Genomic DNA, 22,207 nt, shown 5'->3' on the forward strand with positions numbered 1-22,207 from the left:
TTGGGTTGGTATGGAGCTGATGTTACGCCGCGGATTTTTTATGAGAACTTCATTGGCGTGATGGTGACTATCGACGCCAGCGATGTATGCCGCAAGTCCGGATTCAGAGCTTCTGCGCCCGAATGCATAGTTCTCCGGTGGCGCGGGTCAGGGCCAGATCATGCAGTGCGTCGTGTGTCAGGCCCTGCCGGGCCTTGGCCAGCCAGACCGGGCAATCCGGGTCGCGGCGATGCGGCGCGAAGTCGGCGTACTGGCGCAGCAGGCGGGTTTGCAGCTCGTCCAGGCGCGGACGAATCTGCCCGGCCAGATCCGGTCGCGGCGTGTCCGGCGCCGCACCAGCCGCCTGCCATTGCGCGAGCAATCCGTACTGCACCAGTTTGTTTGCCTCCATTTGTGCAGCGATCAACTGGGCGACTTCTTCGGGGTCGAGCTGGTGTTCGGTCGCCAGGGTGCGGGCATTGGCGATCACCTGGGCTTCGCGCGGGCTGTCCTGAATCGGCTTGCCACTGTCCCATTTGGTCAGGGCGACGAGGTCGCCGATGTTCAGGCGTTCGTTCAAGGTTGTCAGCAACGGACGCAACGATTCGGAGGAAACCGGGGGCTCGGCGGCGCCGGCAGCGTGGCTGAACAGAACCAGCAGGGAACAGGTCAGAGCATTTCGCAACGGAGTCATGGGCAGGCGCGTTCCACAAAAAATAGTGCCGACATTTAAGCCTTGAGCAGCGGCGATGTCGACCGACTTTATCCCGCCCATCTAGCGTAATATCCCTCGCATCTCCCACCCCGAGAACGATCCTCAATGCAAACCCCCAGCACCATCAAACCGCTCTGGCAAACCTACCTGCTGTTCCTTGCGCCGATGGTGTTGTCCAACTTCCTGCAATCGATGTCGGGCACGGTCAACAGCATTTACATTGGGCAGATGCTCGGTACGCAAGCGCTGGCGGCGGTGTCGGGGATGTTTCCGGTGATCTTTTTCTTTATCGCGCTGGTGATCGGCCTGGGCGCGGGCGCCGGGGTGTTGATTGGCCAGGCGTGGGGCGCGCGCGAGGCACACATGGTCAAGGCGATCGCCGGGGCAACGCTGTTGCTGGGGGTGTTGATCGGTTTGCTGGCGGCGGTACTCGGCAGCGTGTTTGCGCGGCAGGCCTTGCAGGGGCTGGGGACGCCGGCGGATGTACTGGACGACGCAGTGGCGTATGCGCATGTGATGATGTGGATTCTGCCGTCGATGCTGGTGTTTGTGCTGTTCACGCAATTGCTGCGCGGAGTCAGCGACACCGTGTCGCCATTGTTGGCGCTGATCGTGTCGACCTCGGTCGGGCTGGCGCTGACCCCGGCGTTGATTCGTGGCTGGTTCGGTCTGCCACAGTTGGGCATTCAAAGTGCCGCCTTCGCCGGCCTGGCCGGTAACCTGTCGGCCATGACGTGGCTGGCGTGGCGGCTGATTCGCAAGGACCATCCGCTGGCGCCGGACCGCGAGTTCTTCGCGGCACTGCGGCTGGACGCGGCGATTCTCGGCAAGGTGCTGCGCATCGGCCTGCCGACCGGGGTGCAGATGATCGTGTTGTCGCTGTCGGAGCTGGTGATTCTGGCGCTGGTCAACCAGCACGGCTCGCAGGCGACAGCGGCCTATGGCGCGGTGACGCAGATCGTCAACTACGTACAGTTTCCGGCGCTGTCGATTGCCATCACCGCCTCGATCCTTGGCGCCCAGGCCATTGGTGCCGGGCAACTGCAACGCCTGGCAGCGATCCTGCGCACCGGGCTGTTGATCAACGTGTGCCTGACCGGCGGTTTGATTGTGCTCGGTTACCTGTTGTCGCACTGGTTGCTGGGACTGTTCCTGACCGAAGATTCGACCCGGGCGATGGCTGAGCACTTGCTGCACATCATGTTGTGGAGCCTGTTGGTGTTCGGCTTCCAGGCGATCATCGGCGGCATCATGCGCGCCAGCGGAACGGTGCTGGTGCCGGTGATTATTGCGATTGTCTGTGTGGTCGGCGTGCAGTTGCCGGCGGCTTACTGGCTGGACGGTCAGTACGGTTTGCAGGGCGTTTGGATGGCGTTCCCGGTGGCGTATCTGGGCATGCTGGTGTTGCAGACGCTGTATTACAAACTGGTCTGGCAGCATCAGAAGATCGAGCGGCTGGTCTGAGCCCGAGCCACATCTGCAGACAAATGACATGGCGCATTCGCCGGTTGTTTGCTTAAGTCAGTCGAGGCCTCGAAGGTTTGCCCTGTCCGGAGAATCCCATGCGTGCCCGATTCACCGCTGTGGCACTGTTTGCCTGCCTGTGCGTCACGAGCGCGGCGCAGGCCGCTGAATACAACCGCGTCAACACCACCGCCAGCCAGATCAGCTTTACCTACAACCAGATGGGCTCGCTGATGTACGGCACCTTCGGCAAGTTCGACGCGACACTGCAGTTCGACAGCGACAACCTCGCCGGCGCCCACACCACATTGCACATCGACCTCAACAGCATCGACGCCGGCAGCACCGACGCCAACACCGAACTGGTGAAACCGGCGTGGTTCGATACGCAGCGCTTTCCCGTGGCGGTGTTCGAGTCCAGCCGTTTTACCCGGGTCACGGGCAATCATTATCTGATCGCCGGCCAGCTCACCCTCAAGGGCATCACCCGCGAGGTGCAGGTGCCGGTCGAGCTGAAACCGGACAGTTCGATCGGCATTTTCGACGGTGAGCTGGTGCTCAAGCGTGACCAGTTCGGACTCGGGGCGGGGGAGTGGGCGGACACTGTGGTGTCCAACGACATCGCGATCAAGTTCAAGGTGGTGGCGCCACAGCAGTGACGCCAGCCGCTCAGGTCAATAGGCGCGCCAGTGTCCCGGTGCCCAGCGCCACTCACGTCCATCCCAACGATAGTGACCGGCGACCCAGTGATAACCGGGCGCTGGCATGACCGGCACGACTTCCACCGGCGGCGGTGGCCGATGCGGCCGTACCGGTTCGACAATGCAGCCCGACAGGGTGATCGCGACCAGTGAGGCGGCGAGCAGGGTTTTCAGGTTTCGCGACATGGTGGTCTTCCCGGTAGATAAGTTGTTGTTGCCGAGCGGGCTCAACGGGCCCAGTGGCCTTCGACCCAGTACCAGTTAGGACCGCGCGCCTGCCAGTGGCCTGGTCGCCAGTGCGCGCCGTACCTCACCGGTTGCCAATGACCGGGCATCCACACGTAGCCGCGTCCTTCCCAGCGCCAATGGCCCTGATCCCAGACATAACCGGGGCGCGGGCCGGGCATCACTTCCATGCGCATCGGCGGCGGGGCTTGCTGAACGATCACCACCTGCTGGGCAAACGCTGGCGCACTGGCCAGCGCCGCCAGTGTCACAGGCACCAGCAACAGGGTTTTTCGCCATTTGAACAGTGAACGCAAAACGCTCATGACAACTCCTCAAGGCCTGCGTGAAAAAAGTGAACGCAGCTGAAGAATTGGACGCCAAATCGACGAAAGATCCGCTCCACGGAGGATGAAATTTTCTTCAGGTCAACCGCGAGCTCCTACATAAAGCAGGTGGCGGGACACGGTATGATGTCGCGGTTTTCCGCCGGAGTTCAGTTGTCATGCCACGCATCACCCACTACAAATCCCCATGCCCCGAAAGCGTCAACAGCCAGATTCTGCAACTGGTGGTCGATTACCTGACCGACATCAGCGCGGTCGGTCTTGGCCCGAGCAATCTGCTGTACAACGTCTATCAGTACGCGGTCGGCTATGAGGTGCATCTGTATCTGGAGGCGCTGAATGGCGAGAAGGGCACCGAGGTGGAATTGCTGGTGGCGACGGCCGAGGACGACCCGGAGCGGGTCATAGGTTTCCTCTTGTACCTGCCGGTGCAAGGCGATTGGGAAGCGTGCAGCGTCGCCTACATGGCCGTGCGCGAAGGCTATCGGCGCCAGGGCGTGGCGCGAGCGATGATCGGCGAGATGGTCAGCCGTTATCCGCACGCCGAGCTGACCTGCAGTGTCGGCAAAGTGCCGTACTTCGAGGCGCTGGGTTTCGAGGTGATCGGCGCGCGCGAAACCCAGGTGCTGATGAGCACCCGGCATTACCGCAGCAATGGCCTGCGCGGTTTCATCGACACCACACCGATCTATCGTTCGCTGGAAGTGCAGCAGATCCACACCTACCTGCTGCAGAAAAACGGCAAGCGCGCAATGCTCGATGCCGAAAAACAGCGCGACCGGCATCTGGATCAAACTACCCGTCACGTCGAAGAATTTGTCCGTCAGCGCCTGACGCTGCACTGAGTCCTGAGTCCGGCGCAAAAAACGGACAAAAAAAGAGCCTCAAGGCTCTTTGATGGGGAGAAGTAGAGCCCATGAGGCTCAAGCTGCGCATGAAACAGGGAACAGGCTTGATTTGGGGTTCAGAACACCCGTTCCCTACGCAGTCGCTCAGGAGTCAAGCGCCTGCGTACCTTCATCATGGGAACGCGCGGGGGCCGACTCAAGTACCGCTAGTCGCACGGGCGGCGGCCCGTTCCACCATCGCGATGATGGTCGCGAACAACTCGTCCTTCGCTTGCCCGGCACTGATTTCAGCACTGGCGGCAGCATTCGACAACGCCTCGGCGGCACCGAGCATCGCGCGCAAACCGGCCTGGGTGATTTCCCCGCCAGCAGCCAGCGGTTGCAGCACACTGCGGCACTTTTCGAGGAAGATTGCCTCGTAGTCGCGCTTGATCTTTTCCAGCTCCGGCGTGCTGCCCAGCGCGGCAATCACTCCAGGAATCTCATTGCCCTGCAATAACACGCAATCGACGTACGCCGTGGCGATCACCGTCGCGGTGTCGATCAGCGTTGGCGGACACTGGTCGATCGCTGCATCCATCACCGCAGTCTGGCGAGTATCGAAGTCGCGATACAGCGCCGCGAGCAAGCCCGAGCGAGTGGTGAAGTGGTCGTAGACCACCGGTTTGGTCACCCCGGCCTTGTCCGCCAGATAACCCAGGGTCAGGGCATCGGTGCCCTCGGCCCGAATGATCTGCCAGGCGACGTCGAGCAACTGGCGGTTGCGATCTTCGCGCGACAGGCGACGTCGCGGCTGGGCAGGGGAATCGGCTTCGGTCATTTCTGTGGTTGACATTGTTTATATACCAAACGTAACTTACTGTTCGTAACTTACCAAGAGTATATAGCCCTTGGTCAGCGCAAACTTACAGGAGAATGACCATGCACGCATTGATTGTTGTGGCGCATCACGAACCGCGTTCGCTGACCCACAGCGTGGCAACGCAGATTGCCGAGAGCTTGACCCGCGCCAACCCCGCCAATACCCGGGAAATCGCCGATCTTTACGCCGAGGGATTTCAGCCGGTGTTCGGCGCAGCGGATTTCGCCGTGCATCACCGTGAGGCGCGGCCGCCAGCCGACGTATTGGCGGAACAGGCACGGATTGATCGGGCCGACGCTCTGGTGCTGGTGTTCCCGGTGTACTGGTGGTCGATCCCGGCGTTGCTCAAGGGTTGGATTGATCGGGTGTTCAGCAATGGCTGGGCGTTCGATTTCGCTGGCGACCTCAAGCATGTGAAGAAGCTGCAGCGCCTGCGCGTGCATCTGGTCGGCCTTGCGGGGGCCGATGAACGCGCCTACGAACGTCACGGTTATGGCCCGGCGATGAAGGCGCAGATCGAACACGGGATTTTCGATTACAGCGGGGCGACGGTGGTCAGCTCGACGCTGATGGTGGAGTCGGAGGTGCGTGATCCGCAGGAGCATCTGCAAACGGCGCGACATATCGGCGCCCAGATGTTCATCTGAATCTCACCTCCTGCAGCAGCTGCCGAAGGCTGCGATCTTTTGATTTATGAAAGCAAGGTCAAAAGATCGCAGCGTGCCGCAGCTCCTACAGGTCAGCGGGCGCCGGGCCAGCCAGCCTTGGCGAGGGCGGCGAGCAGTGTTTCCTTATCCAGCCCCGGTACCGCATGCCCGTTGCCCGCAGTGCTCTCGCTGGCGAGCAGGGCGTTGATGATCGCTTCTTCGACCGCCTCGGTAGCCGCGAGGAACAGCTCGCTGATGTGGTCGTTGTTGACCATGCGCAAGCCGTCGCAGGTTGGCGCGCCTTTACCCTCGTAAGCGGCGGATGGCACCTGCTCGTTGCCGGTGGCAAAGGCAATGAAAATGTCGCCGCTGTGGTCTTCGTTACCGCCGCCGCTGCGCGCCAGACCGAGGCTGGCGCGCTGTGCCAGGCGCGTGCATTGATGCGGCAGCAGCGGTGCGTCGGTGGCCAGGCAGACCACGATCGAACCCATGCCAGGATGCGGCAGCGAAGCCCGCAGGAACGGCGAATCCACCTGCTCCATGTAGCGACCCACCGGATAACCGTCGACCCGCAACTCGCTGCGAATGCCGTGGTTGGCCTGGACGATCGCGCCCACCGTCCAGCCGCCCTGAGCGCTGCTCAAACGGCGTGACGCGCTGCCGATGCCGCCCTTGAATTCATGGCAGATCATGCCGCTGCCGCCACCAACGGCGCCTTCTTCAACGGCACCGGCATGCGCGCAATTCAGCGCCTCGGCGACATGTTCGGGTTTGACGTGAAAACCATTGATGTCGTTGAGCAAGCCATCGAAGGTTTCCAGCACCACCGGCATGTTCCAGTAGAGGCGCCCGTCGTCAGGTTGCTGTTGGCGATCCAGCGCAATCAACGCATCGCGCACCACGCCGAGGCTGTGGGTGTTGGTGAAGGCGATGGGACTGGTCAGCAGCCCGGCCTCGCGAATCCACTCAAGGCCGGTGGCATCGCCATTGCCGTTGAGCACATGCACCCCGGCGAAGCACGGTTGCTGGTTGGTCGAGCCGCGGCGCGGTTCGATCACTGTGACGCCGGTGCAGATGTCACGTCCGCTGTCGCTGCGGCCACGCGCGTTACTGTGGCCGACGCGCACGCCGGGGACGTCGGTGATGGCGTTGAGCGGGCCGGGTTGCAGTTGGCCGATACGGATGTTGAGGTCACGGGCACGGGGTTTCATGGGATGTCTCTCTATAAAAAGGCAGAAATGAATGAGCGGGACTGAACGCGAAACCCTGTGGGAGCGCGGCTTGCCCGCGAAGGCGGTGTGTCATTCAAAGGAGATGTTGACTGACCCGACGCATTCGCGAGCAAGCTCGCTCCCACAGGGAAATGTGTTGGGGTTACTGGCCGTTCTTGACCTTGCTCCACACCCGCGTGCGCACGCGTTCGGTGGCTTTGGGCAGCGGTTCCAGGGTGTACAACGTGGCCATCGCCGCGGCCGACGGATACACCGCCGGGTTATCCCGCGTGGCCGCAGCCACCAGTGGCGTCGCGGCGCGGTTGCCGTTGGGGTACGACAGGTGATCACTGACCGGAGCGATCACTTCCGGGCGCAGCAGGTAGTCGATGAACGCCAGACCCTGAGCGCGGTTCGGCGCGTCCTTGAGCAGCACCAGCGTGTCGAACCACACCGGCGCGCCTTCCTTGGGCAGGCTGTAGGCGATCTTCACGCCGTTGTGCGCCTGCTCGGCGTTGGTCTTGGCTTCGAGCATCGCCCCGGACCAGCCCACCGCCACACAAATGTTGCCGTTGGACAGGTCACTGATGAATTTCGACGAGTTGAAGTACGCGATGTGCGGGCGCAATTTGAGCAGCAGCGCTTCGGCTTTCTGATAGTCCTCGGGGTTGGTGCTGTTGGGCGGCAATCCCAGGTAGTGCAGGGCCACCGGGAGCATCTCCGACGGCGAGTCGAGCATCGCCACCCCGCACTGGCCGAGCTTGGCGAGGTTCTCTTCCTTGAACACCAGATCCCACGAATCCAGCGGCGCGTTGTCGCCGAGCGCGGCGCGCACTTTGTCGACGTTGTAGCCGATGCCGTTGGTGCCCCACAGATAAGGCACGGCGTATTGATTGCCGGGATCGTTGTTGGCCAGTTTGCTCAGCAGATCGCTGTCCAGATTGTTCCAGCCCGCCAGTTGATCGCGAGGCAGCGGGGCGAGGGCGCCGGCCTTGATCAGCGTCGGCAGGCTGAAGTTGCTCGCCACCACCACGTCGTAACCGCTGCGGCTGGTCAGCAGTTTGCCTTCGAGCACTTCGGCGCTGTCGAACGTGTCGTAAACCGGCTGAATGCCGCTGTCGCGCTTGAAGTCAGCCAGGGTCGTGGGGCCGATGTAGTCGTACCAGTTGTAGACGTGCACGCTCGGCGCATCCGCGGCACTGGCGGCGAATGTGACGCCAAAACAGGCGAGCAGGCCAAGGTTGATGCCCCGGTTGATATAGCCACGACGACAACGCATGATGCGGCACTCCTGGCCTGCGGCAGGCCGGTGATTGACAGGAGTGCTCAGCCTATCGGGGCGGGCGCGCCTGACCCATTCCCATCATGGGTTACACAAAAGGGGTAGTGCGTGGACGCGTTGTTGCAGGAGTTGCCGGTGCACCAAAGTCTGGCGCGGGTATTTGCCGCCGTCGGCCAGGACGCTTTCTGGCGCGCGCTGGTCGACACGCTGCGCCTGCTGGTGCCGCTGGACAACGCGCTGGTGGCGCTGATGAAGGCGGGGCAGGCACCGCAATTGCTGATCGACTTCGACAGCAAGGGCCGCGCCGACGAGCAGGAAGAACTGGCCAGCTACACCGCTGGCATGTACCTGCTCGATCCGTTCTACCAAACCGCCTCGACCGGCATCGCCGACGGCCTGCACAGCCTGGCTTCGGTGGCGCCGGACCAGTTTCTGCACAGCGAGTATTACCAGAGCTACTTTCGTTCGGTGGTCGGTGAGGACGAGTTGCAGTTCATGATCAACGTCGAGGGCGGGGTGCTTGGCCTGTCACTCGGGCGCTCGACGGCTTTCGATCTGGCCGAGCAGGGCCGTCTGCTGTGTGTGCGCGACTGGGTGTTGGCGGCGATGCGCCGACACGTGCAGCTGTTGCCGCCACAAGGGACCGGCAGCGAGCCGGTGGCGGGGGATCTGGCAACGCTGCTCGATCGCTTCGATGCGCGCCTGACCACCCGCGAAGTCGACACCGCGCGGCTGATTCTGCAGGGCTTCTCCAGCAAGGCCATCGCCCAGCAGATGGGCATCTCGCCGGAGACGGTGAAGGTGCATCGGCGCAATCTCTATCACAAGCTCAATGTGACCGGGCATGGCGAACTGTTCGCACTGGTGCTGCGCCCACCCACTGCCTGAACCTGTGGGAACTGGCTTGTCAGCAATGACGCCCTTACAGCCAACCAATCCCCAAATGAATACACCCAATACAACTGTAAGGGCCAGCCTGCTGGCGAAGGCGGCTCACCAGCCAACCAATCCCAAACTGAATGCACTCAGTCAAATTTTGGGAGCTGGCTTGCCAGCGATGGCGGCCTGCCAACCGACCAACCTCCCACCTGAATGCACTCATTCCAACTGTGGGAGCGGGCTTGCTCGCGAAAGCGGCCTATCAGACAAAATCAAAACAACAGAGCAAACCCCGCAAATAAACATAACCCCGCAACCACGTTTAAAGTACATGAACCGTTACGCCATACCGGCTACAACGCCTTGCGCCGTTACCGACGCGTACGCCAGAATCCGCGGGCTTACACGGCTGTGCGACGGGCTTATCGTTTCCCTGTCACTGAAAATCAGTGATCGGGTTTGGTAGCCCGTCTGTAATAGCTGTATGGCAACACCTTTGCAGTCCCTTTGTGGGGCTCGTTTTTATGGTGGTCATGCGTGGGGCTCACTCGTGAGCGCCGGGTTCCTATTGCAGCCGGTCTACCAACCCGCGTATGGCCACCACCCCTCGTTTGGTAGCGAGAGTGATGGCTCCTGAATAACTGCAATAGGAGTACATCGATGTTCAAAGCCACACCCAATCCCCCGGACACTTCGATCCCGTACGACCCAGCCCTCGACCCGCAGAAGATAAAAGCGGCGACCGACCGCGCCATCAACTTCTACCTCAACCCCGGCGCCCTGAAGATCTCGATCCCTTCAACCTCGTCATGCAGAGCGAACAGAATCTTCCTCATCGACCCCACCGTGGACGAAGAAACCTTGCTCGTCGAAGCCCGCGAATCCCTGGCCTCAGCCACGGTCATGCTCGGCGATTTCGCCGGCACGCTGGAGGGGCCGAGTCGTAATACGGTGTTGGGCATTGCGCAGGTGGTGATGCTGGGGGAGTTGGCGGTGAGTCAGGCGCTGGATAATGTGGTGCCATAGGAATAGTCGACAGCAGTAACGGCATCATCGCGAGCAGGCTCGCTCCTACAGTGGATCTGCGTTGGTCACTGGTTAAGTGCCCGGCAAAGATGCCTTGTAGGCGTGAGCCTGCTCGCAATTGCCATCAAATAAATAACCGACCCTTATCCCGATCACTGATAGCGACAGCCCCACAATAGATCCCGCCTTCGAGGCACGAAAGTCAGCGACTTTTGGTGTCTGAAGGCAATGACGCAAGTGTTCTTGTTTGTTTAGAGATCGCTTAAACATCCATGAGCTACATCGTGCCGGATCAGTGATTGAACAGGCACGATGTCGGGAAGTTTCTTTCATTACGGTATATCTACTTCAGCGTCCCATTTCTCAGCCCAGGTTGCGGCTTATAGTACTGATTCTTAACATTCCCACCCCAAAGCACGTAACTCCCGTCTCGACGTCTTGCCGCGAAAGATGGATCAATAGGCGGTGGATTGGGAGGCGGTGCCTGGTAAAACGGATAACGTTTGATTGAGTAGAGCTCCACGACCTCATCGCTGAGGTACTGGGCCAATTCTGGTGGAATTTCCCCAGCATCTTCCATCGCCAAAGTTGCTCCCCAGACGATGACCGCGCCGTACACACTCCCTTGAGTCGCCACAACGCCATACGCGCCATTTGTACAGTAAACGCCAGTAATCCTGCTGGCCATCAGTGCCTGGCGAACGCCTAGCGAGATTGCTCCCCCGTGAGTATTCATTCCCCAGACCACCACGGCTCGGGTCCTGCCGTCGTCGTGCTGACTCAAAAGAAAGAAGCTCAAATCATTGGAATAAAGGCTGAGTATTCCTGGAACTGTAATGGCTCGACTACCAACATGACCGTGAGCATCTTCGGGCTTTGGCTGCATATCCTTGATGGCTGCTTCAATCTCGTTACGAGTGGCTGCAGTGATGGAGGCTCCTCCATAACGCTGCGCTCCCCAAGCTTCTGCCTCTCCGCGTTCGGTGATAATGCAAAACGCCCAACGAGTTGCCTTGCATAACAGTACACCGCCACGCGCTGCGATCAGGGAAGCCGATTCAGACATCAATCCGCCCTCACCATTGAGCCCCCAACTGACAGCCTTACGTCTGTCACGGGTGATTGCGCAAAATGCTGTGGTAGATGCCGTGACTGAATTAACGCCACCGTCATTGATGATCGTCTCCAGCTTGCCAGACGGAATTGCACCGCCATCGGCTGCCTTTCCCCACGTCACGATTTCGCCATTACGCCCAATTGCACAAAACGCCGCCGCCGCTGCAATAATTCGTTCGACGAATATATTGTCGAGTTGCACTTGTGCATCGGCGTTAATTGCTCCGCCATTATTAGTATTGCCCCACGCATAGACTTTGCCTTTTTGCGTACGAACGGCGAACGCGTTTTCCGTCGCGTGGATGGCGACCGGTGCATCAAACCAGAGGGCTCGCTGGATCAGTTCCGGAATGGTACCGCCGGAGCCTTTCAAACCAATAGCGCCTATTCTGTTTTGATCACCTGTCGGATCTTTATAGATGAAAGCGAAACACACTCGGTTGCTGTAAACCGACTCGATATCAGTCAGCTTCACGGAGTGGCCGGCCGGAATATTGGCTCCCCAGACCAGTAGCTGATTGCTCGAACCGTTGGTTACCAGTGCGGCAAAATCCTTTTCAGTTGAAAACAATCGAGTAGCCGGATTGTTTTTCAGAAAATTGATGATGTCGGGTGGAACCGGCAATCCCCAACCCGTCTGCCCCTCGAAGTAAATATCCTGCGTATCCGGATCAATCAGGCCAAAAGCGCCTCCCGTCGAGACAAATACTCGATCAGGCGGCTCAGGAACATGGGCGGAGAAATTTCCCCATTGCTTTAAAAAACTGTTCTCATTTTCCTCCCGGGTGATGCCTTGAAAATCAGGGTCTACAGTTTTGGCGACAGAGCGGGTTTCCTTACCGGTCTCACCATTAGCGGCCACCGGAGTGACAGCGAATATGATTGCTCGTCCGCTGTACTCAGACTTTATCCGCAAATCGATGGCTACACCTTCCGGCGCTTCGATTTTTACGTTATCGAGATACCACTGATAGCGGGAAACTCCTTCAGGATTTTCATCAGCATTGTCATAGCGATAACTGCCGCGTACAAAACCACCAATGACTGGTTCCCCGATGATGATCACGTCCCGCGCAATCGGTTCGGCTATCGTACTCATTGCGATGCTCCTTTGCGTTCAGGTGAACTGCTGTAGTCGCTAACTCAGTTGCGCCCTGGTTCGAATTCTTCTTGTTTGACGTGGGCACCCCACGTCACATAATTGTTGTTAGATTTGCGTGCCGCGAAGGCGGCTGGAACCGTCGCGGTCGAAGGTGCTGGAGCGCCCTGGATGGTATAAATTTCGACAACACCGCTACTCAATGCGTCTCGAAGAGCGGCCGGAATTGTTCCGCCATCCTGTGAGGCACGTCCCCAGGTGACGACCACACCTTCGGTTGTGCCTTGGTCAACCAGAGCTGCGTAAGCACCATTGCTGCAGTAGATTTTTCTAATGCGACTGGCCATCAGTGTTTGCTTGATATCGCTGGGTATCGTGCCTCCCGTCGCAGCCAAACCCCAAGAGACCAGATTCTTTGTGCGTCCGTCGGGATGCCGGTTGAGCAAGACAAAGCTGCCATCGTTGCGCGTCAGTTCGATCGCCTCACCGTTGGTCAGGGTGACACTGGCAGACACGCGACTATTTAGGCTTTTTGAGAATCTGGCATTGCTGAACATGCTCTCGATCTGCGCCTGGGTTTCGCCTTGCTCCAATAACGGCTGTGCATTCAAGGGCAAAGTCGAGGTTTCTTCCCCGGCGCCTTGGGCCGGAATGGCTCCACCACCGTGGCCTGCCGATCCCCATGCAGCCGCTTGTCCGCTTTCGTTGATGAAGCACATGGCCCAAGGCGCAGCTGCGCAAAGCGCGAGATTTCCTCTGGCTGCAAGGCTGGCGGCGGCCTCTGACATGGTTCCGCCGTATGCAGCCAATCCCCATGTAGCGGCTTTTCTGCGGCCTCTGGTTATGGCGATGAATGCGCTGTCATTGGCAATGACATTCAGCGCTCCGCCATCGTCATAAATTTTCTCAAGAGTTGCTGCGGGAATAGCGCCGTTAGCGCCCCAGGCAATAATTTCTCCGGATTCCGTCAGGGCACAAAATGCTGTTCGGGAAGCAACAATGCGATCGACTGTCATGGAATTCAATTGAGTCTGTACATCGATCGGAATTGTCCCGCCATTCGCTGCGTTACCCCAGGCATATACGCGTCCACTGTTTGTGAGCACGGTGAAAGCATCGAGAGTGGCGTAGATGGCTTTCGGGCGATCAAACATCAGTTTGTTTTGTACTTCGACCGGCACCACACCGCCCGTTGCTGCCGTACCGACAGCGCCGATGGTGTTTTCCCCGGAGGGCGGATTTTCATATATGAACGCTAGCGAGGAGCCGTTGCTGTAGACCGACTTGATGTCTTGAAGGTTAGGTAACGTCGCCGGTATTCCAGGCCCCCAGACGAGCAACTGATTGTGTTCACCTATGGGCACCAGGGCACCAAAATTCGTTGTGGTGGTGAACATTCTGATAGCAGGGTTGTTTCTCAGGTATGTCGCAATCTCTGGAGGGACTACGCCACCAAAGCTCTGCGTGCCTACAACAGTGACGTTTTGTGTGACTCTGCTCTTCAGGGCAAATGCTCCTGCGGTGGAGGTGAATACTCCGTCCTTTGGTCCGTTCGCATGAAAAGCGAACTGGCCTCTCTGTTTCAAAAAACTGTTTTCACTTTCTTCATCTGAAATGTTTTGAAAACCATCCTGGACTACTTGAACGGGACTGGAAAATGATTCGATGCCTGTTTCTCCCGATGCCGCAACGGGAGTCACCGAAAACGTAAGTTTCATCCCTGCATGCGCAGTGACCAAGGTCAGGTCGATTGAGGTCGCGATAACGGTTCCGCCGCTTGCCTCGTCATACCAGCAAAAGGTGGATTTCCCTTCGGGATTTTCATCTGGGTTTTCATATATGTAGCTGCCAGTCAGGGTTCCACCTATTTCAGGTTCCCCCATGATTGCTACTTGTTTGACGATCGGAATTGCTTTGGTGTTGGTGTTCATACCTGTAACTCCATTCGACGAGTGCCCTGTTCGCGGGCAGGCAATGTGAGCGAGATGAACTCACTCGGTGTAAGAAACCAGCCCTGACAATGCCTTCAGATCAGGCGCGTTCGGGCCTGCCGACTGCAGTTGCCTGTCCGCGCTCAGTAGCACCAGATGCGGGCCGGCTGCGTAGGCACAAGCAACGGCTTGAAGTTGCGTAGATGAGGTGTTTACGCCCCAGGAAACGGCGCGATGTGTGGTGAGCACTGCACTGAATGAGCCATAGGAACTGGCGATTGAAAGGGCAGGGGCAAGTCCTTCGGGAATCTGTCCACCCTCCTCGGACACCCCCCATGCGAATAATGAACCGTCGGTTTTGAGCGCACAAAAAGCCGTCGTCGACCCCGATAGATGTGACACGCTTTGAAGACCGCTGGGCGTCTCGCCACCAAACCGTTGGTTTCCCCACGCGATGACCGTCCCGTCAGATCTCAGGGCGGCGAATGCGGCACTGGTGGAGGTGACAAGAACGACTTCTTCTGCACAATTATGTGTTCTGCCAGGCATCACGCCCCCGTGCTCGGGCGATCCCCATGCGACGACACTGCGATCAGCGTTCAGCGCACAAAAGGCGCGGTCACTTGCAGACAGTTGGATAGCTCCGCGCGCACCGGATACCCAAAATCCCTCAGGCCAACTGGCTCCCCAACTGAATACGCGACCGTCAATTAATAGCACTGTGAAGTCTGCGGTGTTGCCGATGACTTTTTTGGCAGGACCGAGCTCAGAGATAGCAGATACAGGGATCGAGCCTCCATATTCAGGGTTGCCCCATGCGACAAGTTGGCCGTCTTTACGGAGGGCGACGAAAGCGCCATCGGTCGCTGCCAGTTTTCCTACATTCGTAAGTTCTTTCTCGATTTCTGGCGCAATGTAGCCTCCAAGAGAAGTAGCTCCCCAGGCAACGACGGTGTCGTCTTTTTTCAGTGCAGCAAATGCGTGGCCGCCAGCTGCCACATAACGCACATCTTTCAACTCGGATGGCGGCAACATTTCAGTGTTATCACTCCATCCAAAAACACTTCCGTCGTCTTTGATAATGCAGCCGCTGTGACGGTTTGCGAGATTGAATATCCCGCTGACGTTGCCGGGACGCAGCACTGTGCGAGCAATGATGTTCTCACCGTCCAGCAGGGAAACGATCAAGGGTTTCTCTGGTTCGGTATCAAGAAACGACTGGGCTAGGGCACCTTCGGTATCGCCCGCGTACATCCATACAGCTTCAGTTGGGGTATTGATTCTTCCATTTATTAGAAAAGAGGCGGTCAGACGGCTCAAGTTCGAATGGTAGCGTGGGGAGGTCTGTGACCGGTTGCCTACAACAGTGAGCTTTCCGGAGTGTGAATTACCCACCACAAAAACCAACGGGTTCGAATGACTGGTATTGCCTGTTTCGAACCGCAGAATGCTGTAGCTGACACTGAGTGTTTCCCCTCGTCGGGCTTCGAAATACTGCTGGACAAATGCCGCATCAAGGGTGAAATCCACAGGTTTGCCGGCATTGAGGGCGTTGAGGATTTTGCTGCCTTCGTCAAGCAGCACGTTATAGGCATCACGCAATTGCCAGATGACCACATCTTTGGCTTTGGTCGGGTTGGCGATCGGGTTCGGACAGGTGATTTTGCTCGTGCCGTTGGGCAGGTCCTTGGGTTCCAGTGCGCCGTCCTGTTCACCAAGGACGATCGGTGGCACCAGTTCCGGTTTTGCTTCGCCCACCGTCAGCAGTGGCGCATGCAAGGATGCCCGAATGACGATCTCATCGTCCTCGTCGCTGAGCACGTTGTAGGACAGATCCAGAGTACCGCCCTCGAGGGTCTTGAGGTGCCGGTTATCATCTACGCTGACGATGAACCCTGCCGGATGTGTGGCCTCGTCCGCGTCGGGGAAATGCCACGGCAGCTCCGGCTCATAGGTGCTCAGGTCGGCCCGGGTGCCCAGCCATTTGAGTTCAATGGCCATGCCTTCTTCGATACGCTCGTCGTTAGGGATACGGACGCGAATCGGCGCCAGGTCTGGGTGGAGCGCACCACCGACGGCATCCACGGCGATCGGCGCTGCGAGACGATAAGGTTCACCGATGATGCTGATGAAGCGACCTCTGGAGTGCTGAATGACCGCGCCGCCCCGTTCCAGCTCGTAGAAGAACAGCGCCTGGGTGTTGGCCAGTGCCCGAGCGGCGCTGTTGGGCAAAAGGATTTCGACCACCACCGGCGGTCGTTTGCTGATGGTTTGACGAGACTGGCGCTTCACTGGCTCGCCGCTTTCGGAAGTGCCCTTGATGTACATGATGATCACATCGTTTTCCTGGTACACCCCCTCTGGGTCAGCCCAGACCTTCAGCAGCAGTTCCTCGTCATTGAGCAAATCGAGGTCCAGGACGTGACCGTTGGCCTGATCAAGGATCGGTGCATCCAGTCGCGAGTTGCCGGTGTCGACGACGATGCGGGTTTCCGTGCACCAGTCTTCGGCCGCGTTGTTTACAAGGTCGTGGACGGTGAAGGTCACGGCCAGTCCGTCGGGACCTGAGTCCCCAGCCTCGAGAATGTCCGCTTCAGTGACCAGGACAACGATGGGATGGGCGTCCGGGTCGTCGACCTGGGGCTGCGTGACCGGTATGGAGTAAACCCGCACGCCGCCCCAACTGAGCGTGATCACATCACCGGCTGCGCAGTTCGGATAAGGCAGTTTCGAAGGGCTGCCGGGTTTGGCCTGGATGATGACCTGCACGCCATTTTTGGCGCTGTCACTGTCCACGCCGTCGGCGACGATTTGCGGATCGATGTATTGGTACAGCTCCGAATGCTCACCGGGCCTGGGGTTCACATCCTGGCCACCGGGCAGTTCGAGCTTGATATAGATCCTGACTGGCGGCTCGTAAGGTTCAGCGACCTGGTTGGCGCGATGCACGGTATAGCCCAGTGTATGAGGGCCGCTGTTGATGCGACCCGGTTGCACCCACAAGGTCACGCGCTCGTCGATCTCGATGTCCTCGGTGATCGTGTGCTGATCGACGCTGGCGCCATCGTAGTACAACTCGACCCAGTCGCTCTTCCTCATGTCGGCCCATGGCAGGATGAAAACTTTCAGGCCCTTGAGCGGGAAGTTGTCCAGTGCGGCTGCACGATTGATGCCCCATTCACCGGATGGCAATGGCGGCTCGGTACGTCCGGGGATGTCCGGAGCTCGCAAGGCCTGTGGGGCAATGCCGTTAACGGGGTGGGTCAGCATGGCAGGTACTCCGGCACGAGTTTGAGTGACGGAGTCATTTAAGGCGGGTGACTGAGGGTTGGCTACTGTCAGAAATTACAGGTGAGGAGGTATTTGCGATGAACGGTCGTGAGGCGCCGGGGTGATTGTTCGCGGGCAGGACAGGGCGAAAGTCGTCAGCGGCATGCTCAGTGAGCACGCATTGTAGGTGGGGACGGTTGATCTCGGCCTGAACGACAAAACCCGCCGCCCCGGTTGATCGGGGCGGCGGGTTTTGTCCTTCTGAAGAAATGGGTTGCCGGTGAGTCAGTCTTCGCGAGCAGGCTCACTCCTACAGGGATGAGCGGGGTTCGCGGGATGTCGGGTCAGTCGAGGCGTTTGAAGACGAGCGCCTTCAGACCGCTCTCAGGATCAATATCCGGAAACTCCGGCGGATTCTCCAGCCGCTGCTCAAAGCGCAAGCTTGGCGCCTCTTGCGTCACGCCATCAATCAGAAAGTCCGAACCAAATGACGGATCATTCATGCACGCCAGCACCGTGCCGTCTGCCGTGAGCAATTCCGGTAAACGACGCAATACGCGCTGGTAATCCTTGGTCAGCAGAAAACTGCCTTTCTGGAACGATGGCGGGTCGATGATGACCAGGTCGTACGGGCCGCTGTTGATCACCTTGCCCCACGACTTGAACAGGTCGTGGCCAAGGAAACTCACCTTGCTCAGGTCATGCCCGTTCAGCCGGTGATTGTCACGACCGCGGCTCAGTGCGGCGCGGGACATGTCGAGGTTGACCACATGGCTGGCGCCGCCTTCGATTGCTGCCACGGAAAACCCGCAGGTGTAGGCGAACAGGTTCAGCACGCGTTTGTCTGCGGCCTGCTCACGCACCCAGTTGCGCCCGTAGCGCATGTCGAGAAATAGCCCGGCGTTTTGCTTGCGGCCCAGGTCGACGCGGTACTGCAAGCCGCCCTCGACGATGCTCATCTCGTCGATTTCATTGCCCAGCAGCCATTCGGCGGTGCTCTGCGGCAGGTAACGATGTTGTACCAGCAAGGTGTGGGCGCCGGACTGTTGCCACTCGGCCGAGGTGCTGAGGTCGAGCAGCGATTGCTTGAGCGCTTCGAGCTGTTCGGGCTGCGGCTCCTTGAACAGCGACACCAGCACCACGCCTTGCAGCCAGTCCACCGTCAACTGTTCCAGCCCCGGCCAGCAACGCCCACGGCCATGGAACAGGCGGCGGGTTTCGCTCGGCGCCGTGGCGAGTGCAGGCAGCAGATGGGCGCGGAGGGTGGCGAGGGCTTCAGGGTTCATCAGTCACGGTCGGCAAGCAAAAGGGCCGGCATTTTAACCACAAAAACCGCTTGGCGAACGCCGGTCAGCCAAGGCGATTGACCACTGTTAAGAAAAGACCTGTATCAAAAATGAATTTATGCAGGGCGCGCTGCTCATACCAGATAAGCAGCGGATTCGAGCCGCTAAGTCGTTAATGCAATTCAGGGAGTGCCAGTTCATGAGTCCAACACCGACACCGAGCGCGCTCCTTCCTGGCGGGTTGATTCTGGTGGTTGAGGACGACCCGTTGATTCTGGAGTTTCTCTGCGAAATTCTTCAGGAGGAAGGTTTCAAGGTCGAGCCGCAAACCAGCGCGGATGCCGCCAAGCTGTATCTGGAAAAGCACGCGTCGGATGTCGCGTTGCTGCTGACCGACATCACCATGCCCGGTGAAATCAACGGCGCCGGGCTGGCCAATCTGGTTGGCGACCGCTGGCCGGAAAAGCCGGTGATGGTCATGTCCGGTTATGAAACCCCGGAAACTTCCGGGGTCAAGCATCCGGTGGCGTTCATCAAAAAGCCCTGGGCGATCGGCCAGTTGCTTGACTGTGTCGACAGCGCTTTCAAGTCCAAGGCGCCACGTCTGCACTGAGGTGGCGGGTCGAACTGCCGGGTAAAAATGCTACATTGCCCGGCCAATCCGCCCAGTTCTGTCAAAGGATGCGACCTTTTGTCTGCTCACGATAACGTCTTTGATCGCGCGTTCGGCGCGTTCCTGTTCGACATGGACGGCACCGTCCTCAATTCCATCGCTGCTGCCGAGCGAGTCTGGGCAGCGTGGGCTGAGCGCCACGGGGTTGATGTCGAGAGTTTCCTGCCGACCATCCACGGTGCTCGTGCCATCGACACCATCCGCCGGCTGAACCTGCCGGAAGTGGACGCCGAGGCGCAAGCGGCGTTTATCGCGCAGGCGGAAATCGATGATGTCGAAGGGATTGTGCAGATACCTGGGGCCGCGGCGTTTCTCGCCAGCCTGCCTGTCGAACGCTGGGCCATGGTGACCTCGGCGCCACGGGCTCTGGCGTTGCGGCGGATGGCTGCGGCGGGGATTTGCGAGCCTGCAGTGATGATCACGGCGGAGGATGTGACGGCTGGCAAACCTGATCCGGCGGGTTATCTTCTGGCCGCAAAGCGCCTGGGGCTTGAGGTTGGCGACTGCCTGATTTTCGAAGATGCCACCGTCGGCATCCAGGCTGCTGAAGCGGCAGGTGCAGCGCTGATGATCATCACCACGACGCACCAGCATCCCCTCGAAACCCGCCACGCGACTATCGACAGTTATGAGCCGCTGAGCGTTGTCGTCGATAGCCAAGGTCAACTGCACCTGCAAAAGGCCTGACACTACAAAGTCCCCTGTGGCAGCGGGCTTGCTCGCGAATGCGGTCTTTCAGTTGCATGCGATGTCGACTGATTCAGCGCATTCGCGAGCAAGCCCGCTCCCACATTCGATCAATGTCGGGCCGTAAATGTTGCCCGCTATCCAACACTGCAGGAGCCAGTTCAGTCTGCTGGCGATGGCGTCAGTAAACCCCCGGCAACAATCGCCAGCTACGCGCGCAATAAGCCTCGTACTCTGCACCAAACTGCCCGCGCAGCAGCGCCTCTTCCGAGTGAATACGCGCGATCAGTGGAATCAGCGTCAGCGCCGCCAGAATCAAACCGACACTGGAACGAAACGCCAGCGCCCAGCCCATCGCGTTGACCACCAACCCCAGATAGCTCGGATTGCGCAGGCGTGTGTAAATGCCGTCGGTGACCAGCCGATGCCCCGGCTGAATCGCCACCAGGCCGCTGAACCGTCGGCCCAGCACAAACACCGGCCACAGTCGCAGCGTGCCACCGACGATAAACAACAGCGCGCCGAGCCAGCGCACGTCTTCAGCGCCGAAGGTCCAGAAGTCGATGCGATCGCAGTACGCCGGGAGAAATCCGCTGACCAGACCGATCACGCCGAACGCCGGAATCACCCAGCGATTGGCGCGGTCCTCGCGCTCGCCCGAACTCATGTTTACATCGGTGAACAGCGAGGCCACCACCATCAGCACCGTGGCCAGCGCCACCAGCACCAGCGCCCCATGCGAAAAGAACACCGCCGGCCCGCCAATGCCCCACACCGCCAGGCCCAGGTAGGCGAGGGTGGCGAGCACCGCAACCACGGTCATTTGCGCAGACATTTTCATGGTCATCTCTTGAAAAGCGGCTGATCCTTTCAGTGTAGGACGCCGCTGAACCCGTGAAGGTGTCGGGTCAGTGACCATTGATGCCGGATGTCCCGGCCCCGTCGTGAGCAAGCCCCCTCCCACCCTTGATGCCCGCCAGCCCGAGAATCTCCATCCACCGACAATCCCAAGTGGGAGCGGGCTTGCTCGCAGAGGCGTCGGATCGGTCGTGACCAGTCTTTGGTCGGCAACGCCTTCATCCGGCCAACATCGCGTCTACGCTGATCCATTCCTTCTATTTGTCCGTGTATTGCCCATCGAAGAGGTGAACCCATGAAAATCGACTTGAGTGGAAAACTGGCCATCGTCAGCGGCAGCACGGGTGGCATTGGTCTGGGCATCAGTCAGTCACTGGCCGAGGCCGGAGCCACGGTTGTGGTGATCGGGCGTGAAACGGCCAAGGTCGAGCAAGCGCTGGCGAGCATTCGCAAGCAGGTGCCGGGTGCGCAACTGCGCGGACTGACGGCCGACCTGGGCACTGCCGAAGGTGCGGAAAAACTGTTCGCCGCTGAACCGCGCGCAGACATTCTGGTGAACAACCTCGGCATCTTCGACGCCGTGGATTTCTTTGACACCCCGGACAGCGAGTGGACGCGTTTCTACGAGGTCAACGTGATTTCCGGCGTGCGCCTGTCGCGGCATTACGTGCCGGCGATGGTCGAGCAGGGCTGGGGACGGGTGATTTTCCTGTCCTCGGAATCCGGTGTGGCGACCCCGGCCGACATGCTTAATTACGGCGTGACCAAAAGCGCCAACCTTGCGGTGTCCCATGGCCTGGCCAAACGTCTGGCGGGCACTGGCGTGACGGTCAATGCAGTCCTTCCGGGGCCGACCTTTACCGGTGGCGTGGAACACATGCTCAAGGATGCTGCGGCCGAGTCCGGCCGTAATCTGCGTGAAGAGGCTGATGTGTTTGTGCGCCGAGCGCGGCCGACGTCGATCATCCAGCGAGTGGCCGATGTTGCCGAGGTGGCGCATCTGGTCACGTACATCGCTTCGCCGTTTTCCTCCGCCACCACTGGCGCGGCCTTGCGCGTGGATGGCGGTGTAGTCGACAGTATGGCGATCTGAACCGCGAA

At 59.4% G+C, this 22,207-nt stretch carries 20 protein-coding genes; 9 read left to right on the plus strand and 11 right to left on the minus strand.

Features of this window, described 5'->3' with window-relative positions:
* Window positions 1–103: 103 nt before the first annotated feature.
* Complete coding sequence (locus AC3WMV_RS10695) at window positions 104–673, minus strand: chorismate mutase (RefSeq protein ID WP_103369583.1); 570 nt, start codon at window positions 671–673, stop codon at window positions 104–106.
* Between the two features lie 126 nt (window positions 674–799).
* On the opposite strand from AC3WMV_RS10695, the gene AC3WMV_RS10700 reads away from it, so the two are divergent.
* Window positions 800–2,158 (plus strand): MATE family efflux transporter, encoded by a 1,359-nt coding sequence (locus tag AC3WMV_RS10700; protein ID WP_027614711.1) that lies wholly within the window; start codon window positions 800–802, stop codon window positions 2,156–2,158.
* Between the two features lie 98 nt (window positions 2,159–2,256).
* A complete protein-coding gene (locus AC3WMV_RS10705) occupies window positions 2,257–2,817 on the plus strand; it encodes a YceI family protein (RefSeq protein WP_096795612.1) in 561 nt (186 codons plus the stop codon).
* A 15-nt stretch (window positions 2,818–2,832) separates the two neighbouring features.
* On the opposite strand, the gene AC3WMV_RS10710 is transcribed toward AC3WMV_RS10705, so the two are convergent.
* Window positions 2,833–3,045 (minus strand): YXWGXW repeat-containing protein, encoded by a 213-nt coding sequence (locus tag AC3WMV_RS10710; RefSeq protein WP_027614713.1) that lies wholly within the window; start codon window positions 3,043–3,045, stop codon window positions 2,833–2,835.
* Between the two features lie 41 nt (window positions 3,046–3,086).
* Window positions 3,087–3,410, minus strand: coding sequence for a YXWGXW repeat-containing protein (locus AC3WMV_RS10715; RefSeq protein ID WP_096795611.1), 324 nt, complete (start codon window positions 3,408–3,410; stop codon window positions 3,087–3,089).
* Between the two features lie 179 nt (window positions 3,411–3,589).
* On the opposite strand from AC3WMV_RS10715, the gene AC3WMV_RS10720 reads away from it, so the two are divergent.
* Window positions 3,590–4,276, plus strand: coding sequence for a GNAT family N-acetyltransferase (locus AC3WMV_RS10720; RefSeq protein ID WP_103369584.1), 687 nt, complete (start codon window positions 3,590–3,592; stop codon window positions 4,274–4,276).
* A 199-nt stretch (window positions 4,277–4,475) separates the two neighbouring features.
* Here AC3WMV_RS10720 and AC3WMV_RS10725 read toward each other — a convergent pair whose 3' ends face one another.
* A complete protein-coding gene (locus AC3WMV_RS10725; RefSeq protein ID WP_096795609.1) occupies window positions 4,476–5,114 on the minus strand; it encodes a TetR/AcrR family transcriptional regulator in 639 nt (212 codons plus the stop codon).
* Window positions 5,115–5,200: 86 nt separating this feature from the next.
* Between AC3WMV_RS10725 and AC3WMV_RS10730 the strand changes: the two genes are divergently transcribed.
* Window positions 5,201–5,788 carry an NAD(P)H-dependent oxidoreductase gene (locus AC3WMV_RS10730; RefSeq protein WP_103369585.1) on the plus strand — a complete coding sequence of 196 codons (588 nt, stop codon included), beginning with the start codon at window positions 5,201–5,203 and terminating at the stop codon, window positions 5,786–5,788.
* 92 nt (window positions 5,789–5,880) lie between these two features.
* On the opposite strand, the gene AC3WMV_RS10735 is transcribed toward AC3WMV_RS10730, so the two are convergent.
* Both AC3WMV_RS10735 and AC3WMV_RS10740 read right to left on the minus strand, forming a co-directional pair.
* Window positions 5,881–6,999 carry a DmpA family aminopeptidase gene (locus tag AC3WMV_RS10735; protein WP_103369586.1) on the minus strand — a complete coding sequence of 373 codons (1,119 nt, stop codon included), beginning with the start codon at window positions 6,997–6,999 and terminating at the stop codon, window positions 5,881–5,883.
* A 163-nt stretch (window positions 7,000–7,162) separates the two neighbouring features.
* Window positions 7,163–8,278, minus strand: a complete 1,116-nt coding sequence (locus tag AC3WMV_RS10740; protein ID WP_103369588.1) for a polyamine ABC transporter substrate-binding protein — start codon at window positions 8,276–8,278, stop codon at window positions 7,163–7,165.
* A gap of 111 nt (window positions 8,279–8,389) precedes the next feature.
* Here AC3WMV_RS10740 and AC3WMV_RS10745 point away from each other — a divergent pair, with 111 nt between their 5' ends.
* Both AC3WMV_RS10745 and AC3WMV_RS10750 read left to right on the plus strand, forming a co-directional pair.
* A complete protein-coding gene (locus AC3WMV_RS10745; RefSeq protein WP_103369589.1) occupies window positions 8,390–9,169 on the plus strand; it encodes a helix-turn-helix transcriptional regulator in 780 nt (259 codons plus the stop codon).
* Between the two features lie 651 nt (window positions 9,170–9,820).
* On the plus strand, window positions 9,821–10,186 hold the full coding sequence (locus tag AC3WMV_RS10750) for a DUF6124 family protein (RefSeq protein ID WP_097088048.1): 366 nt from the start codon (window positions 9,821–9,823) through the stop codon (window positions 10,184–10,186).
* 343 nt (window positions 10,187–10,529) lie between these two features.
* Here the strand turns inward: AC3WMV_RS10750 and AC3WMV_RS10755 are convergent, their stop codons facing one another.
* The 4 genes from AC3WMV_RS10755 to AC3WMV_RS10770 all read right to left on the minus strand — a co-directional run bounded on the left by AC3WMV_RS10755 (window position 10,530) and on the right by AC3WMV_RS10770 (window position 18,888).
* Entirely contained in the window at window positions 10,530–12,401 is a 1,872-nt protein-coding gene (locus AC3WMV_RS10755) for an RCC1 domain-containing protein (protein WP_103369590.1), read from the minus strand.
* A 44-nt stretch (window positions 12,402–12,445) separates the two neighbouring features.
* The gene (locus AC3WMV_RS10760) at window positions 12,446–14,332 is read right to left on the minus strand and encodes an RCC1 domain-containing protein (protein WP_103369591.1); all 1,887 of its coding nucleotides are present in this window, start codon (window positions 14,330–14,332) and stop codon (window positions 12,446–12,448) included.
* 60 nt (window positions 14,333–14,392) lie between these two features.
* Window positions 14,393–17,602 carry an RCC1 domain-containing protein gene (locus tag AC3WMV_RS10765; RefSeq protein ID WP_103369592.1) on the minus strand — a complete coding sequence of 1,070 codons (3,210 nt, stop codon included), beginning with the start codon at window positions 17,600–17,602 and terminating at the stop codon, window positions 14,393–14,395.
* A gap of 344 nt (window positions 17,603–17,946) precedes the next feature.
* Window positions 17,947–18,888, minus strand: a complete 942-nt coding sequence (locus AC3WMV_RS10770) for a class I SAM-dependent methyltransferase (RefSeq protein ID WP_103369593.1) — start codon at window positions 18,886–18,888, stop codon at window positions 17,947–17,949.
* A gap of 199 nt (window positions 18,889–19,087) precedes the next feature.
* On the opposite strand from AC3WMV_RS10770, the gene AC3WMV_RS10775 reads away from it, so the two are divergent.
* Entirely contained in the window at window positions 19,088–19,501 is a 414-nt protein-coding gene (locus tag AC3WMV_RS10775) for a response regulator (protein WP_027613245.1), read from the plus strand.
* A gap of 78 nt (window positions 19,502–19,579) precedes the next feature.
* Window positions 19,580–20,248: an HAD-IA family hydrolase gene (locus AC3WMV_RS10780; protein ID WP_103369594.1), complete on the plus strand. Its 669-nt coding sequence runs from the start codon at window positions 19,580–19,582 to the stop codon at window positions 20,246–20,248.
* A 181-nt stretch (window positions 20,249–20,429) separates the two neighbouring features.
* Here the strand turns inward: AC3WMV_RS10780 and AC3WMV_RS10785 are convergent, their stop codons facing one another.
* Window positions 20,430–21,089 carry a methyltransferase family protein gene (locus tag AC3WMV_RS10785; protein ID WP_103369595.1) on the minus strand — a complete coding sequence of 220 codons (660 nt, stop codon included), beginning with the start codon at window positions 21,087–21,089 and terminating at the stop codon, window positions 20,430–20,432.
* 312 nt (window positions 21,090–21,401) lie between these two features.
* Between AC3WMV_RS10785 and AC3WMV_RS10790 the strand changes: the two genes are divergently transcribed.
* A complete protein-coding gene (locus AC3WMV_RS10790; RefSeq protein WP_103369797.1) occupies window positions 21,402–22,199 on the plus strand; it encodes an SDR family NAD(P)-dependent oxidoreductase in 798 nt (265 codons plus the stop codon).
* The last annotated feature ends 8 nt before the right edge of the window (window positions 22,200–22,207 follow it).

This window comes from Pseudomonas sp. FW305-3-2-15-E-TSA4 (assembly GCF_058787295.1).